11 protein-coding genes are annotated in these 16,018 nt (G+C 36.3%); 8 read left to right on the top strand and 3 right to left on the bottom strand.

Annotation, left to right across the window (positions count from 1 at the left end):
• Nucleotides 1-837 precede the first annotated feature (837 nt).
• Nucleotides 838-2,268 (bottom strand): hypothetical protein, encoded by a 1,431-nt coding sequence (locus MMB69_RS15190; protein WP_014460532.1) that lies wholly within the window; start codon nt 2,266-2,268, stop codon nt 838-840.
• A 376-nt stretch (nt 2,269-2,644) separates the two neighbouring features.
• Between MMB69_RS15190 and MMB69_RS15185 the strand changes: the two genes are divergently transcribed.
• Nucleotides 2,645-2,995, top strand: coding sequence for a VOC family protein (locus MMB69_RS15185; RefSeq protein WP_013056601.1), 351 nt, complete (start codon nt 2,645-2,647; stop codon nt 2,993-2,995).
• A gap of 61 nt (nt 2,996-3,056) precedes the next feature.
• Here the strand turns inward: MMB69_RS15185 and MMB69_RS15180 are convergent, their stop codons facing one another.
• Nucleotides 3,057-4,148, bottom strand: a complete 1,092-nt coding sequence (locus MMB69_RS15180; protein ID WP_025751972.1) for an AI-2E family transporter — start codon at nt 4,146-4,148, stop codon at nt 3,057-3,059.
• A 109-nt stretch (nt 4,149-4,257) separates the two neighbouring features.
• On the bottom strand, nt 4,258-4,452 hold the full coding sequence (locus tag MMB69_RS15175) for a twin-arginine translocase TatA/TatE family subunit (protein ID WP_221782667.1): 195 nt from the start codon (nt 4,450-4,452) through the stop codon (nt 4,258-4,260).
• Nucleotides 4,453-4,964: 512 nt separating this feature from the next.
• Between MMB69_RS15175 and uxaC the strand changes: the two genes are divergently transcribed.
• The 7 genes from uxaC (at nt 4,965) to MMB69_RS15140 (ending at nt 16,013) form a co-directional block, all read left to right on the top strand.
• Nucleotides 4,965-6,386 (top strand): glucuronate isomerase, encoded by a 1,422-nt coding sequence (gene uxaC, locus MMB69_RS15170; RefSeq protein ID WP_221782669.1) that lies wholly within the window; start codon nt 4,965-4,967, stop codon nt 6,384-6,386.
• A 47-nt stretch (nt 6,387-6,433) separates the two neighbouring features.
• On the top strand, nt 6,434-7,816 hold the full coding sequence (locus tag MMB69_RS15165) for a glycoside-pentoside-hexuronide (GPH):cation symporter (RefSeq protein ID WP_028413697.1): 1,383 nt from the start codon (nt 6,434-6,436) through the stop codon (nt 7,814-7,816).
• A 102-nt stretch (nt 7,817-7,918) separates the two neighbouring features.
• Nucleotides 7,919-8,932 (top strand): LacI family DNA-binding transcriptional regulator, encoded by a 1,014-nt coding sequence (locus MMB69_RS15160; RefSeq protein WP_221782674.1) that lies wholly within the window; start codon nt 7,919-7,921, stop codon nt 8,930-8,932.
• Between the two features lie 116 nt (nt 8,933-9,048).
• The gene (locus MMB69_RS15155; protein WP_221782676.1) at nt 9,049-10,512 is read left to right on the top strand and encodes a tagaturonate reductase; all 1,464 of its coding nucleotides are present in this window, start codon (nt 9,049-9,051) and stop codon (nt 10,510-10,512) included.
• A gap of 12 nt (nt 10,513-10,524) precedes the next feature.
• Complete coding sequence (locus MMB69_RS15150) at nt 10,525-12,015, top strand: UxaA family hydrolase (RefSeq protein ID WP_221782677.1); 1,491 nt, start codon at nt 10,525-10,527, stop codon at nt 12,013-12,015.
• A 42-nt stretch (nt 12,016-12,057) separates the two neighbouring features.
• A complete protein-coding gene (locus tag MMB69_RS15145) occupies nt 12,058-13,455 on the top strand; it encodes a glycoside hydrolase family 28 protein (RefSeq protein ID WP_264409092.1) in 1,398 nt (465 codons plus the stop codon).
• A gap of 608 nt (nt 13,456-14,063) precedes the next feature.
• Nucleotides 14,064-16,013, top strand: a complete 1,950-nt coding sequence (locus MMB69_RS15140) for a beta-galactosidase (RefSeq protein WP_221782679.1) — start codon at nt 14,064-14,066, stop codon at nt 16,011-16,013.
• Nucleotides 16,014-16,018: the final 5 nt, after the last annotated feature.

The raw sequence follows: 16,018 nt of genomic DNA, 5'->3' as shown, positions 1-16,018 counted from the left end.
GGCTGTAAAATGACATATTTGCACGGGAAAATGGTGCATTTTTTTAGAAGACTAGTGATACCAAGGGATGAAACATCTATTTACAGGGTGACATATTTGCACGGAGATGTGGAGCAAAAATAGCGTTATATTTCATAAACGTTGATAAAACGGCATTCTTAAGCTAAATGTCGTATTATGACGGATAAAATGCACAAAATGCGACAAATTCAAAAAAAATTTGATGTAAAAATGACATATTTGCACGGAGAATAGGAGCAAAAATAATAAAAGTAAAGATTCAGGTAAGAAAGTGACACATTTGCACGGAAAATAGGGACAAAAAAAAGAAAAATGCCCTTTTTGAGACACAAAAAGTTCACATTTTCAGAGGGGATAAACAAACATTTGCAGCGAAAATAGTGTTTTTTTGAGGAAATGGCATGTTTGCACGGAAATCTGGAGCAAAAAACACTTTTGCACGGAGATGTGGAGCAAAAATTGGAGAAAATGAAGAGGAAAAGTCGCTGTCACAAGAAAATTTATGTAAAAGTGGCATATTTGCACGGAAGATTGGAGCCAAACTTATAGTAAATGCCGTATAGAAAGAAAAACAACACATTTGCACGGAAATCTGGAGCAAAAAATAATTATAATGCTTTTTCCAGACACAAAAAGTTCACAAAATGACGAGGAAGGTGAAGTTTAACTGCCATATTAGCAGGGGAAATAATATGTTTACATGGAGAATTGGAGCAAAAAAACACTTTTGCACGGAAATGTGGAGCAAAAAGTGCATTAACTAATAGTAGATAGATAAAAAGAATGCCCTTATAAAAATTATAAGGGCATTCTTTTTTAGCCTATAGAACTTGTTACGTTTTGATAAATAGAAAGGGGAGCATATTCGTAATCACCGGCTAATAAGTCTTTTACTTCACTTTCTCCCACAGGAATAAAGGTAATCTGAAACACTTGGCCTACTCTTTTATAAGATTGAACAGCTAGTTTTTGTTCGACTAGCTCATCTAAGGCTGTTTCAATTTCGACAAGGTTTTCTTTTTTTCGTCTTTTTCGAAAGCGGACTCTTGTCGAAAAATATAAATAATCTCTTGTGACATTGTATGAAGATTTTGTTTCATAGCAAATGAGACGCTCTTTTTGCATAACGAATAGCAAATGATAAGCGGCGTCTAAACTTAATTTTTCTACTTTATTTTTATAAATACGCACCGTTTGGCGTTGAATATAGTCTCTATATATCACTTCGTTGACGTGAATTTCAGCAATTCGCGTTCCGTTCGGCATCGTAGTAATATCCACAAAGTCAAAAATACCGTAGGCAATTTTCTTATTATGCTGTACTTTTGTCATGCTGTAGTGCTTCATTTTTGTAATTCTTTCTTCTATCATTTGATAGTTGCGCTTACTGTCTGTTTTATAAAGTGCTTTCACAAGGTCACCAATTTTTACGTTAATGATTTTCTGTGTAGCGAACAACTCGTCGCGCTGGCTCATGATTTCTAAAAACACTTTATAATCAAACCGATCTAAATCACTAATCTTGTTTCCATTTTCTTCAGCGTATTCTTTTTCTATTAACAATTCGTAATCTGTCCCGTCTTCAGAGTTATAAGTACTTAAGAAATATTCTTTTCCTTCTTTCTCTAATAGGGGTTGCTCGACGAGAAGCTTTGCTCTTGAGTTAGAGAAAAAAGGGTTCTCTACAGTTGAAAAAGGGCTTTCAATAATACTATGATTTCCGTTTTGGAAGCTTGGGTCCAGTATAGTCAGCCCAATAATAATAGATATATCCGTATGGATTGCTTTTTCTCGCTGAGTCTTGGTTTTTTGATGAATATAAGGATAATCCGTTAAGAAGAAGCTATCTTCTTGACTCCATTCACGTAGAATTCCAATTCGTTTATCAATGACTTCTTCCGGAGATGATACGTTTTCAAACTGTTTGCAAAAGAGTTCTTTTCCGTTCGTTTTATAATAAGCTGTTAGCGCTTTGTATTCTCCAATCAGCTCTTTATTCTTCTTAGGCTTTTTTTGCTCATAATCGCGTATAGCAGCATCTAACCATCTGCGTTTCGTACGATTGAGAAAGTCTTTTTTTAAAATCCTCAACGCTTCGTTTACATCTTTATTTTCAAAGTGCTGCTGATAAAGAGGGAGGATGGTGCTTTCTAAATCACTTTTTATGCTTTCATTATAAACAGATAAGAGGCGTAATTTAGATACTCTATCAATGACTTCGCGTATGAGTAAAGATGAATAATCCATACACATCTAACCTCCTTAACCTTAAGTTAGTCAATTTAATTCTTAGTTGAATAGTGGCTTTAAATCTATTGTAAGGCACGAAAGTTCGATGCTACAAACAAAAGGCGGCTACTATCTATAGTCTATTTTTCATTATACACGTGCAAAGCAGGAGAAGGGGGAGATTTTCTCATTTTCTTTTTTAGTAATCCACATTTTGTCATGAAGCATCTACATTTGCCGTGTAGCTTATGTATGGAGAATAACCGTGTCCGCAAGACTGCTAATTCTGCTACCGAGTTTAATGGACTGATAGAAAGCATCTCAAAATAAAAGGTTATCAGCGATTAAAAGAGAATACTTTGTAAAACTACTAAACCCATACCGGAGGTCATAAATGAACCCTATATTAAATGAAGTAGGCACGGTTTTTATTCCTGTAAAGGACATAAAAAAAGCACGAGACTGGTATTGTGACATACTAGGTTTGATAGCAGATGGAGACATTTTATATGATCATTTATATGTGATACCTATGAATGGAACAGGAATTGTATTAGATAGCAAAACTTATTCAAAAAATACGCTTTTTAAAACGCCAGCTTTTCATTTGAATACAAACGATATTAAAGAAGCTTATGAATATATGAAACAAAAAAAAGTAGAGCTAACGACAGGAATTCAACACAATCATTGGTTTACATTTAAAGATCCGGATGGAAATCACCTGATGGTGTGTCAGTGCTGAACCTATGGAACAATAAAAGGACCTTCAAGAGAAGGTCCTTTTATTGTATTGCCTTTGCATTTTACAACTTGATAGATTTATTTCTGAATTGAATCATTCTTACAATATTTATCACAATGGTTTTTGTTACAGCATAAGCCGGAATCGCTAAGATCATTCCGAGTATTCCTGCAATGTTACCCGCAACAAGCAATAAAATAATAATTGTTAAAGGATGTGTGTTTAATTTCTTTCCAATTACTAGCGGAGAAATAATGTTCCCGTCGAGCTGTTGAACGATTACGACGACAATAATTACTAATATCGCTTTTGTAGGAGAGTATAATAAACCTACGATTAAAGCGGGTGCTACGCCAATAAAAGGGCCGACGTACGGGATAATATTAGTAAGGGCTCCTATTAGTGCGAGTATTAATGCATAAGGCAACCCGATGATGAGGTAACCAATGAATGTACTAATACCGACAAACAAACAAACGAGCATTTGGCCTTGAATATAAGTAGCTAGCGTATTTGTTGTTTCTTTCATTGTACGTAACGTTTCTTTTCGGTAAGAAGCAGGAACCATACGCAGCGTATTTTTACGAAGTTTATGGCTGTCTTTAAGCATATAAAAAAGAATGAAAGGAACGGTTACAACCGTAAGTGTAATATTTGTTACGACGCTTAAAACAGATGAAATACTGTTTGTGAGATTCGTAGGTAAAGTAGACGCGTAGTTTAAAAGTGACTCTTCAATATGATCGAGCGACACATATTTTTGTTCAACGAGCCAGTTAAACCATCTTGAATTAGATAAATCATTTATGTACTCTCTCGTTTCTACAATGTAAGACGGAATATTCTTAGCCAAATCAGTTAATTGTTTAGATAAAGTAGGTCCCACACCGCCTACAATAGAAGCAATTACGCCGATAAACACAACGTATAATAGTAAAATGGCCAGTGTTTTTGGCACTTTTTTTCTTGTGAGAAATGACACAATTGGTTCGAATAAAAAGAAAAGAAAACCAGCTACAAGAATAGGGAAAAACAAAGTGGAGATAAACACACCGATTGGCAGAAAAACAAACGAAATATGTTTACAAATGTAGATCAGTAAAGCAATCATTAATAGTTCCAATGTCCAAAAATGCAGTTTCGATTTAAACAAAAAGTTACCCTCTTTCTTTACTATTTTTTACTATCATACATCAAAAAAGAAACCCACTGCACGTTAAAAGTGGGCTTTTTAGTCTGTATAACTTTCATTTACATAAAAATTAGGATTTTTTCTCTTTATCTTCAGTAGTATCCTCTGAAGTTTTTTTGTCGTCATCCTGTATAATTCCTTCTGCTGCATTTTTAAATTCTCGCAGGGAATGTCCAAATGCTCGTCCTATGTCCGGCAATTTACTTGGTCCAAATACAATTAAGGCAGTAATCCCGATCACGACCATGCTTGTGGCTCCTGGCATGATATCCTCTCCTTTAAAAGCAATGAATATATGAAAATTAAAAAGAGATAGTAAATAAAGTGCATGTTTATACTATTCACTTTTCTCTTTGAAATTCCTTTATTTTAAATGATACGAAAATAAGGTGAAGCGGCTATGTATGGTTTAAATGCTAGTAGTGATATTTTGCATATGAAATTTATTATAGCATTAAAGACAGCCGTTCGCCTTATTCCCCTTGTATAAGCTCTATGTGAAAAAACTTGCTTTAATTCTTATGGAAACATGTCATAAATCCTGGTTTTTTAAAATGAAGAATCAATATATGAAATAAAGAGAGAAAAAAATTGAAAAATATAAAGATAAATTGTTGTAAAATTTAGAAATAAGTAATAGAATTAAATAAAATGTTAACGTTAACATTTTTGTTATTGAAGATTATATCTTATTAATATAGTTATCTATAAATAAGAGTATTCATCAATTTATTTGATTTTGTTAACGTTAACAAAAAAGTGAAGGAGTGAATGAGAATGAAAAAGTTTATGGATGACCATTTTTTATTAACAAATGAAACAGCAGCACACTTGTATAATACTTACGCAAAAGATATGCCGATTATTGATTATCATTGCCACTTAAACCCGCAGGAAGTTTATGAGAATAAACAGTTTAAAACGTTAACTAACGTTTGGCTAGATGGAGATCACTATAAATGGAGACTGATGAGAGCGAACGGAATTGAAGAGGAAAAGATAACAGGATCAGCGAGTGACTATGAAAAATTTCTCGCGTGGGCTAAAACAGTTCCAATGACGATTGGGAATCCGCTATATCATTGGACGCATCTAGAGTTAAAGCGTTTTTTTAATATTGATGAGATATTAAATGAACAGACGGCACCGTTTATTTGGGAAAAAGCAAACGAGAAATTACGCAGCGGTAAGTTTGGTGCAAGAGATCTTATTACACGTTCTAACGTAAAAGTTATCTGTACAACGGATGACCCAACAGATTCATTAGAGTATCATATGAAACTAAGAGATGTCCAAGGTTTTGAGACCCAAGTACTTCCAAGTTTTCGTCCGGATAAAGGGCTTGAAATCAACCAAGAAGGGTTTAAGAGCTGGATTGCAAAGTTGCAAGATTGTTTAAACCGCTCCATTCACACCTATGATGATTTGTTAAAAGCTCTTGAAAGTCGAGCTCGTTTTTTCCATTCCATGGGAGGGCGTTTATCTGATCACGCACTAAATAAAATGGTATATACGAAGACTTCGAAAGAAGAAGTTTCGGAGATTTTCTTAAAAGCCTTAAAAGGTGAAGGCGTAAGTACTGAGGAAGAAAGTAAATACAAGTCATATACGTTAATCTTTTTAGGGAAGCTGTATAATGAGCTAGGTTGGGCAATGCAATTTCACCTTCATGCTCTTAGAAACAATAACACCAAAATGTTTCGTCAGTTAGGTCCAGATACAGGGTATGACTCGATGTATGATGGACAAGTGGCAGAGCCTCTCGTACAGCTTCTTGATCAAATGGACGTACAAAATAGTTTGCCAAAGACGATTTTATATTCGTTAAATCCAAAAGATAATTATGTATTAGCAAGTATAATTGGCAGCTTTCAAGGAGACGGTATTCCTGGCAAGCTGCAGCTTGGCACGGCTTGGTGGTTTAATGATCAACGAGAAGGTATGTTAGAACAAATGAAAGCGTTATCAAATGTTGGGTTGTTTAGTCGGTTTATCGGTATGTTAACAGATTCCCGAAGTTTTCTTTCGTATACAAGGCATGAATATTTCAGAAGACTAGTATGCAGCTTAATCGGTACGTGGGTAGAAGAAGGGGAAGTACCTAATGACCAGCAGCTGCTTGAGCAAATTGTGAAAGGAATATGTTATGAAAATGCTAAAGACTACTTTAGCTTCCCAGCCTATACGTTGCAAAAATAAAGGCGCAAAATAGTTTAAAGAATTGCAAGGGGAGAAGGGGGATTACCATGAGTGTTGTGGCAACAGAAAGAAAGGTTGAAATAAAAGTAGAAAAGAAAAATCTTAGTGTAAAAGAAAAAATATCTTATGGTATGGGTGATTTTGGTAACGGTTTCATGTTTGATTTAGGGCAGCTTTATTTGTTGAAGTTCTTTACAGATGTGGCAGGCATCCCTGCCGCGGCTGCGGGAGGGATTTTTCTAGTAAGTAAGTTATTTGCAGCAGTTTGTGATCCCATTGTTGGTTCGTCCATTGATTACCGAAAAAACATCGGAGCTAAAGGAAAATTCCGGCCGTATTTACTATTCGGAAGTATGGTGTTAGCCATTTTAACCGTACTCACGTTTATTTCGCCAAATCTTTCACCGGCGGGTAAATTAATTTATGCGTACGCTTCTTATATGATTTGGGGAATTGGCTATTCATTTGTCAATATTCCATACGGATCGCTAGGCGCATCCATGACTCAAAATACTTCTGATCGCACGTCTCTTGCTGCTTTTCGTCAAACAGGATCGCTAGGTGCACTGTTTGTAACCAGCATTGCTGTTGTACCGCTCATTCTGTTATTTCCAAATGAAAAAATCGGTTATCCCGTTGTTATGGGAATTATGTCGGTCATTGGCATCATCGCTTTTTATGTATGCTATCGCAATTGCAAAGAACGCATTGTCGTAAAAGAGAGTCCAAAAGAAAAACTATCAGTCAAGTCTATTTTTAAAACGTTTGTAAGTAACAAACCTCTTTTAATTTTAGTGTTTATGACGGTATTTACCATTTCAGCTTACAATATTAAATCAGCTATGCTTATTTACTTTGCACAGTATAATTTAGGAAATGTTAAATTGATGGCTTACATGAACTTTATTATTATTGGTTCATCCTTTCTAGGAGTCATTATGCTGCCAAAGCTTGTTAGCCGATTTGGAAAAAAGCAAGCTGCAATGATTGGCTTAGGAATCAGTATTGCAGCGGACACAGTAAATTTCTTTATGCCTTCTAACGTCGTAATTTTTACGATTTTAGCAAGTATTGCTTTTATAGGTATCAGCATTCCTAACGGGATTACATGGGCATTTGTATCAGATATTATTGATTATGGTGAATGGAAAACAGGCGAAAGAAAAGAAGGCACAACGTATTCATTGTTCAACTTTTCTCGAAAGCTTGCTCAGTCGCTATCCGGCTTCTTATCAGGTATTGGTTTAGGGTTAGTTGGGTATATCCCAAACGTGGCACAAAAGGCAGGTACATTAGTGGGAATTAAAAGTTTGCTGTTACTATATCCTGCTATTGCTTTGTCCATTGCTGCAGTGATTATTGGTTTTATGTATAAGCTAACGGATAAGAAACACGCGGAGATTGTCCAAGATATTCATGCTAGGTCTTAGTCAAAACTGTCATAACATTCACCATTTGCTTATTATTCCTACTAACTTGTGATATCCTTATAATAAAAATCGATACTGATTCATTAAAGGAAGGTAAATGAAATGGGTGTTACAATTAAGGATATTGCAAAACTAGCAAACGTATCACATACAACGGTTTCACGTGCATTAAACAATAGTCCGCTTATTAAAGAAAAAACAAAAAAGAAAATTTTAGAGATTGCAAATACGCTTAACTATATTCCTGATTATCATGCGAAAAATTTAGTGCTTCAAAAATCTCATACAATTGGATTGTTTTTTACGAGCATGGCAAACGGTACGTCACCAAGTTTTTTAGTAGATAGTATTAGAGGGGTAAGTAAAGTAATTGATGTTCAGTATAATTTATTTGTAAGAGGCATTGACGATTATGATGATTATACGTACATCAACAATAAACGCTTTGATGCGATTATTTTAATGAGTCAAAGCGACCGTGATAACACTTTTATATATAACGTAGTAGAAAAAGGCATCCCGTTGATTGTGCTCAACCGTCAAGTTGACGATTCATCGATTATTAATATTTTGTCAAATGACAAAGAAGGAGCCTACAAAGCCGGCGAATATTTGATTGAATTAGGTCACAGGCATATTGCAATCATAGAAGGAATAGAAGGTTTTAAATCAACTCAACAGCGTAAGGAAGGATTTCTTAACTCGTTAATTGATCACAATGTTTCCATTCGCCAAGAGTATATGATTCAAGGAAATTACGATATGCAAAGCGGATATGAAGGAATGAAAGCACTGTTAAGGTTAAAGCAGCCGCCTACTGCTGTTTTTTGTTCAAATGATGATATGGCAATCGGTGCTATGAATGCCGCATTCGAGTCTGGGCTAAACGTACCGAGTGATATCTCAATTATTGGATTTGATGATATTGAATTAGCCAAATACACCACTCCTTCACTAACAACCGTTAAAAGACCAATCGAGAAAATCAGCATGACCGGAGCAGAAGCAGTTTTATCATTAATGAACAAAGATGACAAAAATATGGTGCAAAATAAAGTTTTAATTAATACCGAATTAATGGTTCGCCAGTCTGTAAAGTCACGCTCATCCATGTAGCCGGTTATACTAAATAACCGGCCCAAAAATGTTAACGTTAACATTTTTTGAATTAAAATAATATAAAAAGCTATAAAAATAATAATGTTAATGTGTGCAAAGAAGGAGATGCTAACATGAAGTTAAACCGTCAGATGCAAGCTAACACACGTATATACCCAGAAAAAGTACTGCAGTTCGGAGAAGGCGTATTTCTAAGGGGGTTTGCTGATTGGCAAATTCATCAAATGAACAAACGCACTGCATTTAAAGGCAGTATAGTAGCTGTCAATCCGAGAATCACAGGAAATGCAGGTAAATTGAATAAGCAAGACGGTTTGTTTACGGTTTCTCTTCAAGGAATTCAAGACGGCAAAGCAGTCAAAGAACATGAAGTAATTGAATCTATTAGCCGCGGTCTAAATCCATATGAAGATTATGAGGCGTATATGCAATTAGCGGAGAAAGAAGAGCTAAGATTTCTTATTTCTAATACAACAGAGGCAGGCATCGCATTTTTAGAAGAGGACCGCTTGGAACATGCACCGCAAAAGAGTTTTCCTGGTAAAGTCACGGCATTTCTATATAAGCGGTTTAAAGCTTTTCAAGGAGATACAACAAAGGGACTTATTATCCTTCCTTGTGAATTAGTGGAGCGAAACGGGGACTTGTTAAAGAAAATGGTATTGCGCTATGCCGACAAATGGAATTTAGAGAAAAAGTTTACCGAATGGATACACGAAGCAAATGCTTTTTGCTGCACGCTTGTTGACCGAATTGTGCCAGGTTATCCAAACGATGAAAATCTGCTCAATGAACTGAGTTATGAAGATGAGTTTTTTGTGATCGCAGAGCCATTTTACTTATGGGTTATTGAGGGACCTGAGTGGGTAAAAGAAGAGTTTCCCGCGGAAGAAGCTGGTTTACATGTGAAATTTGTGAACGACATTACACCATATGCGCTGCAGAAAGTCAGAATTTTAAACGGGATTCATACTGCTATGATGCCTGTTGCGTATTTAGCGGAACTAAATACGGTCAGAGAAGCAGTCGAAGATGATGTAATCGGAACATTTATTCGAAAGTGTCTGTATGAAGAAATTATTCCTAGTTTACCAGTTTCGGAAGAAGAGTCTTTGCCATTTGCTAAATCTGCATTAGAACGCTTTCAAAATCCGTTTATCCACCACGCATTATTGAGCATCTCTTTGAACAGCATGACAAAGTTTAAAACGCGAAACATCCCAACTCTTAAAGAGTACGTTGAAAAGCAAGGAGCGCTGCCGGCTTTGCTTACATTTTCTCTCAGTGCCCTCATTTCTTTTTATAAAGGGAAAAGAGAAGGAGAAAAAATTGAACTATCAGATGACCCTGCAGTTCTAGAAATGTATGAATCTCTTTGGAATACGTTTGACGGTACTGAAAAAAGCATTTCTTGCATTGTAAAAGAAGTGCTGGGATATAAAGAGCATTGGGGAGAGAATTTAAATACGATTCCTAGCTTAACAGAAGCCGTAACAAATGGAGTCTTAGCCATTGAAACTCTAGGAATGAAACAGGCAATAAAAGAAATTCTCTATGTAACCGCAACTAAACAGTAAGAGGTGAAGCATATGAAAGAAGTAATTCGTATTCATGAGGAAGATAATGTAGCAGTAGCTTTACGAGATTTTTTAGCACAAGAGAACCTTATGGTTGATGGAAAAGAATTTTCTCTAAAAGAAGAAGTGAAACTGGGCCATAAAATAGCTCTTACGCCAATTTCAGCGGGCGGCAACATTATAAAATATGGTTTTCCAATCGGGCATGCGACGCACTCTATTTCACCTGGTGAATGGGTGCATACGCATAACACAAAAACAAATTTAAATAATGTTAACGAATATGAATTTCATCAAAAGTTAGCAGTTCCTAAACAAAAAAAACAAGCGCTAACGTTTAAAGGATATCGCCGCAAAAATGGAGACATTGGAATTAGAAATGAGCTTTGGATTATTCCAACTGTAGGGTGCGTAAATGGTATAGCCGAACAAATGATTAAACAGTTTCAAAAAGAAATAGGGGATATCTCGCCTTTTGAACATGTAACCGTTTTAAAACACAATTACGGATGTTCTCAGCTCGGTGATGATCACCTTAATACAAGAACCATGCTTACGAGAATGGTACAGCATCCAAATGCTGGAGGCGTATTAGTATTAGGGCTTGGATGTGAGAATAATAGCTTAACAGAATTTAAACAAGCGCTAGGTACAATTGATGAAAGCAGAGTGAAGTTTTTACAATCTCAAGACGTCGAGGATGAAATTGAGGCAGGAGTCAATTTGTTAAAAGAAATTTATGCTGTTGCTAAAGATGATAAAAGAGAAGACGTTGATATTTCCAGGCTGAAAGTAGGTCTTAAATGCGGTGGGTCAGATGGATTATCTGGTATTACAGCAAATCCGCTGCTCGGTAAATTCTCTGACTGGCTCATTGCTCAAGGAGGCACAACAGTTTTAACAGAAGTACCTGAAATGTTTGGTGCAGAAACCCTGCTAATGGAAAGAGCTGTTGATGAACAAACATTTGATAAAATTGTTCATCTGGTTAATGACTTTAAAACGTATTTTCTCAATCATAAACAGCCGGTGTATGAAAATCCTTCTCCCGGCAATAAAGCAGGCGGCATTACAACGTTAGAAGATAAATCACTTGGCTGTACTCAAAAAGCAGGCACGGCTCCAGTCGTAGACGTGTTAAATTACGGAGATCGCTTACAAACTAACGGTTTAAATTTACTAAGTGCTCCTGGAAATGATTTAGTTGCCTCAACTGCTTTAGGGGCTTCAGGGTGTCATATTGTACTGTTTACAACGGGACGAGGAACGCCGTTTGGAACGTTTGTGCCCACTATAAAAATTTCTACAAACACCGCTCTTTATAACAAGAAGCCGCACTGGATTGATTTTAATGGAGGGGTACTGATTGAAGGTGACACAGAAGAAGCTACGTTAGAAAGCTTTATTGAGTACATGATCAGCGTTTCTAGCGGAGAGCTTGTAAATAATGAAAAAAATGATTTTAGAGAAATAGCCATTTTTAAAACAGGCGTTACTTTATAAATAAGTCGGTTACTAGATTGTTAAACGAAAGGGGAAAAGCTAGTGAAAAAATATGTGCTTTCTTTGTTTGTGATGACTCTTATGCTTATTTTACCGTTTTCTGCCCAAGGAGAAGCTCTTTCAGCAAGTGAAAAAATAACAGCAGTTAAAGAACAAATTCAGCCTCCTTCATTTCCGAACCGTACGTTTAATATTAAGCGGTACGGAGCAGCAGGAGGTGGAAAGTCTGATTCAACGGCTGCTTTTAAAAAAGCAATCGAAGCGGCTAACAAAGCAGGAGGAGGGCGCGTTGTTGTTCCACCAGGAACTTATGTTACGGGTGCAATTTATTTAAAAAGCAACGTGAACCTTCACATTATGAAAAAAGCTACAATCAAGTTTAGTCAAAATCCTGATAAATATTTACCTGCTGTTTTAACAAGATGGGAAGGCGTAGAGCTATATAATTATTCACCGCTTATCTATGCTTATAATGAAAAAAATATTGCGATTACAGGAGAAGGTACGCTAGATGGACAGGGTGATAATGAACATTGGTGGCCGTGGAAAGGGAAAAAGGAATTTGGATGGAAAGAAGGCGAGCCGAATCAACAGCAAGATCGGGATTTGCTGTTTAAAATGGCAGAAGAGAAAGTTCCTGTTAAAGAGCGCGTATTTGGTAAAGGGCACTATTTGAGACCTAGTTTTATTCAGCCTTACCACAGCAAAAATATCATGATAAAAGGCGTAACCATTTTAAATTCGCCAATGTGGCAAATCAATCCCGTCTTAAGCGAGAACATTTTAATTGATGATGTAAAAATTATAGGTCACGGTCCTAATAATGATGGAGTAGACCCTGAATCGAGTAAAAATGTGCTTATTAAAGATTCTTATTTTGACAATGGAGATGATTGTATTGCGATTAAGTCGGGGCGTAATGCAGATGGAAGAAGAATCAACGTACCAAGTGAAAATATTATTATTGAAGGAAACGAAATGAAAGATGGCCACGGGGGCGTTGTGATAGGCAGTGAAATATCAGGAAGCGTTCGGAACGTATTTGCTCAGCACAATGTTATGGACAGTCCCAATCTAGACCGGGCGCTGCGCATTAAAACAAATTCAGTCCGCGGCGGAACGATTGAAGATATCAACTTTAGCAACAATACGGTCAAAAGCGTTGGCAGTGAAGTGATTCAAATAGACATGTACTATGAAGAAGGAGACACAGGGAATTTTACGCCCGTCGTTCGTAATATCAACATAGAAAATATGCAAAGCAACGGAGGCAAATACGGCTTATGGATTCGAGCCTATGAACGTTCTCCCGTCACAAACCTAACGATTCGTCATTCTAATTTCCAGCATGTTGCAACACCATTATTAATGGAAAATGTAAAGGATCCTGTGTTTGAAGAGCTTTGTATAAATGGAAGCTGCATGAACACAAACCGGTAAAAGGTATGTTTATAATCAGCTGCAAGTAAAAGGCGGAACAAACGTATCTTAGCCCAAAAAGTATCCGCACAATTAATCGAGATTATTGATTAATTGTGCGGTCTTTTTTTGTTGTGATGATGAACGTAGGTTTAGTGTGTTAACAATGGTAAAAACCTGCTCTGTAATTTTTACTATTTTATAAATAAGTCAAATGACTCTTACTAATTGTTAGATAACATGTATGAAAGAAATTACTTTTGACGATTGTTTTCTAAGCAATTTATTACCTAAATGTGGATGTGGGGAGTGTGAGGGAAGATATATAAAAGAATTATAAAAACATTTGTCTTTGTAAGCGTTTTATTCTTTCTTTTAATAAGGAGCAAAAAAAGGATGTTTTTCTCTAAATTTTTACCATTGAATATTTTGAATAAAGTTCATAAAATAAACTTGTAAGCGTTTTAAAAGATTAGGAAGTATGTATCTTGAAAGTTGAACAGAGATTTATTTATGAAGAAAATAAATGTGATTTTTTTGCTTTTGATCACCGTTTCCGAGTAGACCTTAATAAGTAGCAGCAAATCGTTCATTTAATGAAATAAAGAAATAGATAGGAGTAGAGAAAAATGTACATCGGTGTCGATTATTACCCTGAACATTGGCCAGAGAATATGATAGAAGAAGATATCCAAGGCATTAAAGAGCTAGGATCAAACATGGTGAGAATAGGAGAGTTCGCTTGGCATCTTATGGAGCCTAAAGAAGGTGAATATGATTTTTCTTTTTTTGATAGCGTTATCAATAAGCTCAAAAAACAGAATATTGACGTTATGTTTGGTACGCCTACTGCCACTTTTCCGGCTTGGCTTGCGAAGAAGCATCCTTCTATTTTATCCAAAGATGAAAGCGGGGCGGTCAGAGCCTTTGGAGGAAGACGTCAATATTGTTTTAATTCGCCTCTTTACCGGAAGTATAGTGCTCAGATTACAGAACAACTTGTAAAGCATTACTGCTCAGAAGAAGCAATCGTAGCATGGCAAGTTGACAATGAATTTGGCCATGAAGGCAGTGACATGTGTTACTGCGAACAATGTCATAAAGAGTTTCAGCAGTTTTTAGAAAGAAAATACAAAGACATCAATGAGTTAAATGAGAAGTATGGCACTATTTTCTGGGGACAAACATATAACGAGTTTACTGAAGTGCCTATGCCTGTAAAAACAATTACGACACACAGTCCTTCGTTAAAGCTTGATTGGGCGCGCTTTCGCTCTTTTTCGTTAAACAGATATGCTCATGAACAAACAGCAATTGTGAAGAGATATAAAGGTGATCACCAGCTGTTGACAACGAACGTCTCAGGAGGCTTTTTTGATAAATGGTTTGACCATGAAGAGAATCTAGAAGTCATGGACTTTGTATCCTATGACAATTATCCGGTATGGGGCGGTCAAACAGAGCCGATTACCCCTGCTCATATTGCACTGGGACATGATTTTAATAGAGGTCTGCTACATAAAAACTTCTGGATTGTAGAGGAATTAATGGGTGCTCAAGGTCATGATGTCATCGGTTATCTACCGAGGCCTAATCAGGCAAAAATGTGGTCTTATCAAGCGTTTGCTCATGGATGCACGGACATGCTGTATTTCCGTTGGCGCGGAATGACAAGAGGAGCTGAGCAATACTGCTATGGAGTTGTAGGTCACGATAATCATTATGGAAGACGCTACAAAGAAGTTCAGTCGTTATTTAGTGAAATCGTTCATTACGAACATGTACTTGAGTCTGATATTAAATCCGATGTTGCCGTTTTATATGACTATGAAAATATATGGTCATGGCGCTTTCAGCAGCAAAGTGAAGGATTTGACTTTACGCAGGAGCTTCTTAGAGGATATACACCGTTTTATAAGTTGAATACACCTATTGATGTTATTCCTGCTTCGAGAGATTTTTCAAGCTATAAAGTACTGGTTGTTCCGGCTTTGCAAATCATTGATGAAGAACTAGGTAAAAGATTTACTGAATTTACTGAAAACGGCGGCGTGATTATTTTTACTTTTAGAACCGGCATTAAAGACAAACAAAATAACATTCATTTTAAACAGACGCTCCCGGGATATGTAAAAGAAATAACAGGAATTGAAATTCATGAAGTGGAAGCACTGTCTTCTACTCAAAAAGCAGCTATTAAAGGAAAAGGACCGTATGAAGGAGAAGAATCAAGTGCGTCCGTGTGGAGAGATATTATCACGCCTGTAACAGCTGAAGTGCTGTATGAGTATGATGATCCATTTTATAATCAAGCAGCTGTAACAAAAAATCAATTTGGTCACGGAACGGTTTATTATGTAGGCTGTGGAATTGAGGAGCAAACGTTTGAAAAAATTGCGCTTGATATTGTGAAACAGCAGCATATTGAGCATAGAGAAAGTGAAGAGGGAATTGAAGTATATCCTCGCAAGCTTGGAGAGAAAAGTTATTACTTTCTTATGAACCATACGTCAGAAGTAAAAGTATTTAAAGATATTGTTCTGCAGCCTTATGAAAGTCGTATTGTAGAAAACATGTAGTAGCA

It is taken from the genome of Priestia sp. P5 (genome assembly GCF_029522155.1).
Classification (GTDB): domain Bacteria; phylum Bacillota; class Bacilli; order Bacillales; family Bacillaceae_H; genus Priestia; species Priestia megaterium_E.
Note: the sequence above shows the minus strand (reverse complement) of the source record. Positions and strands in the feature narration are given on the sequence as shown.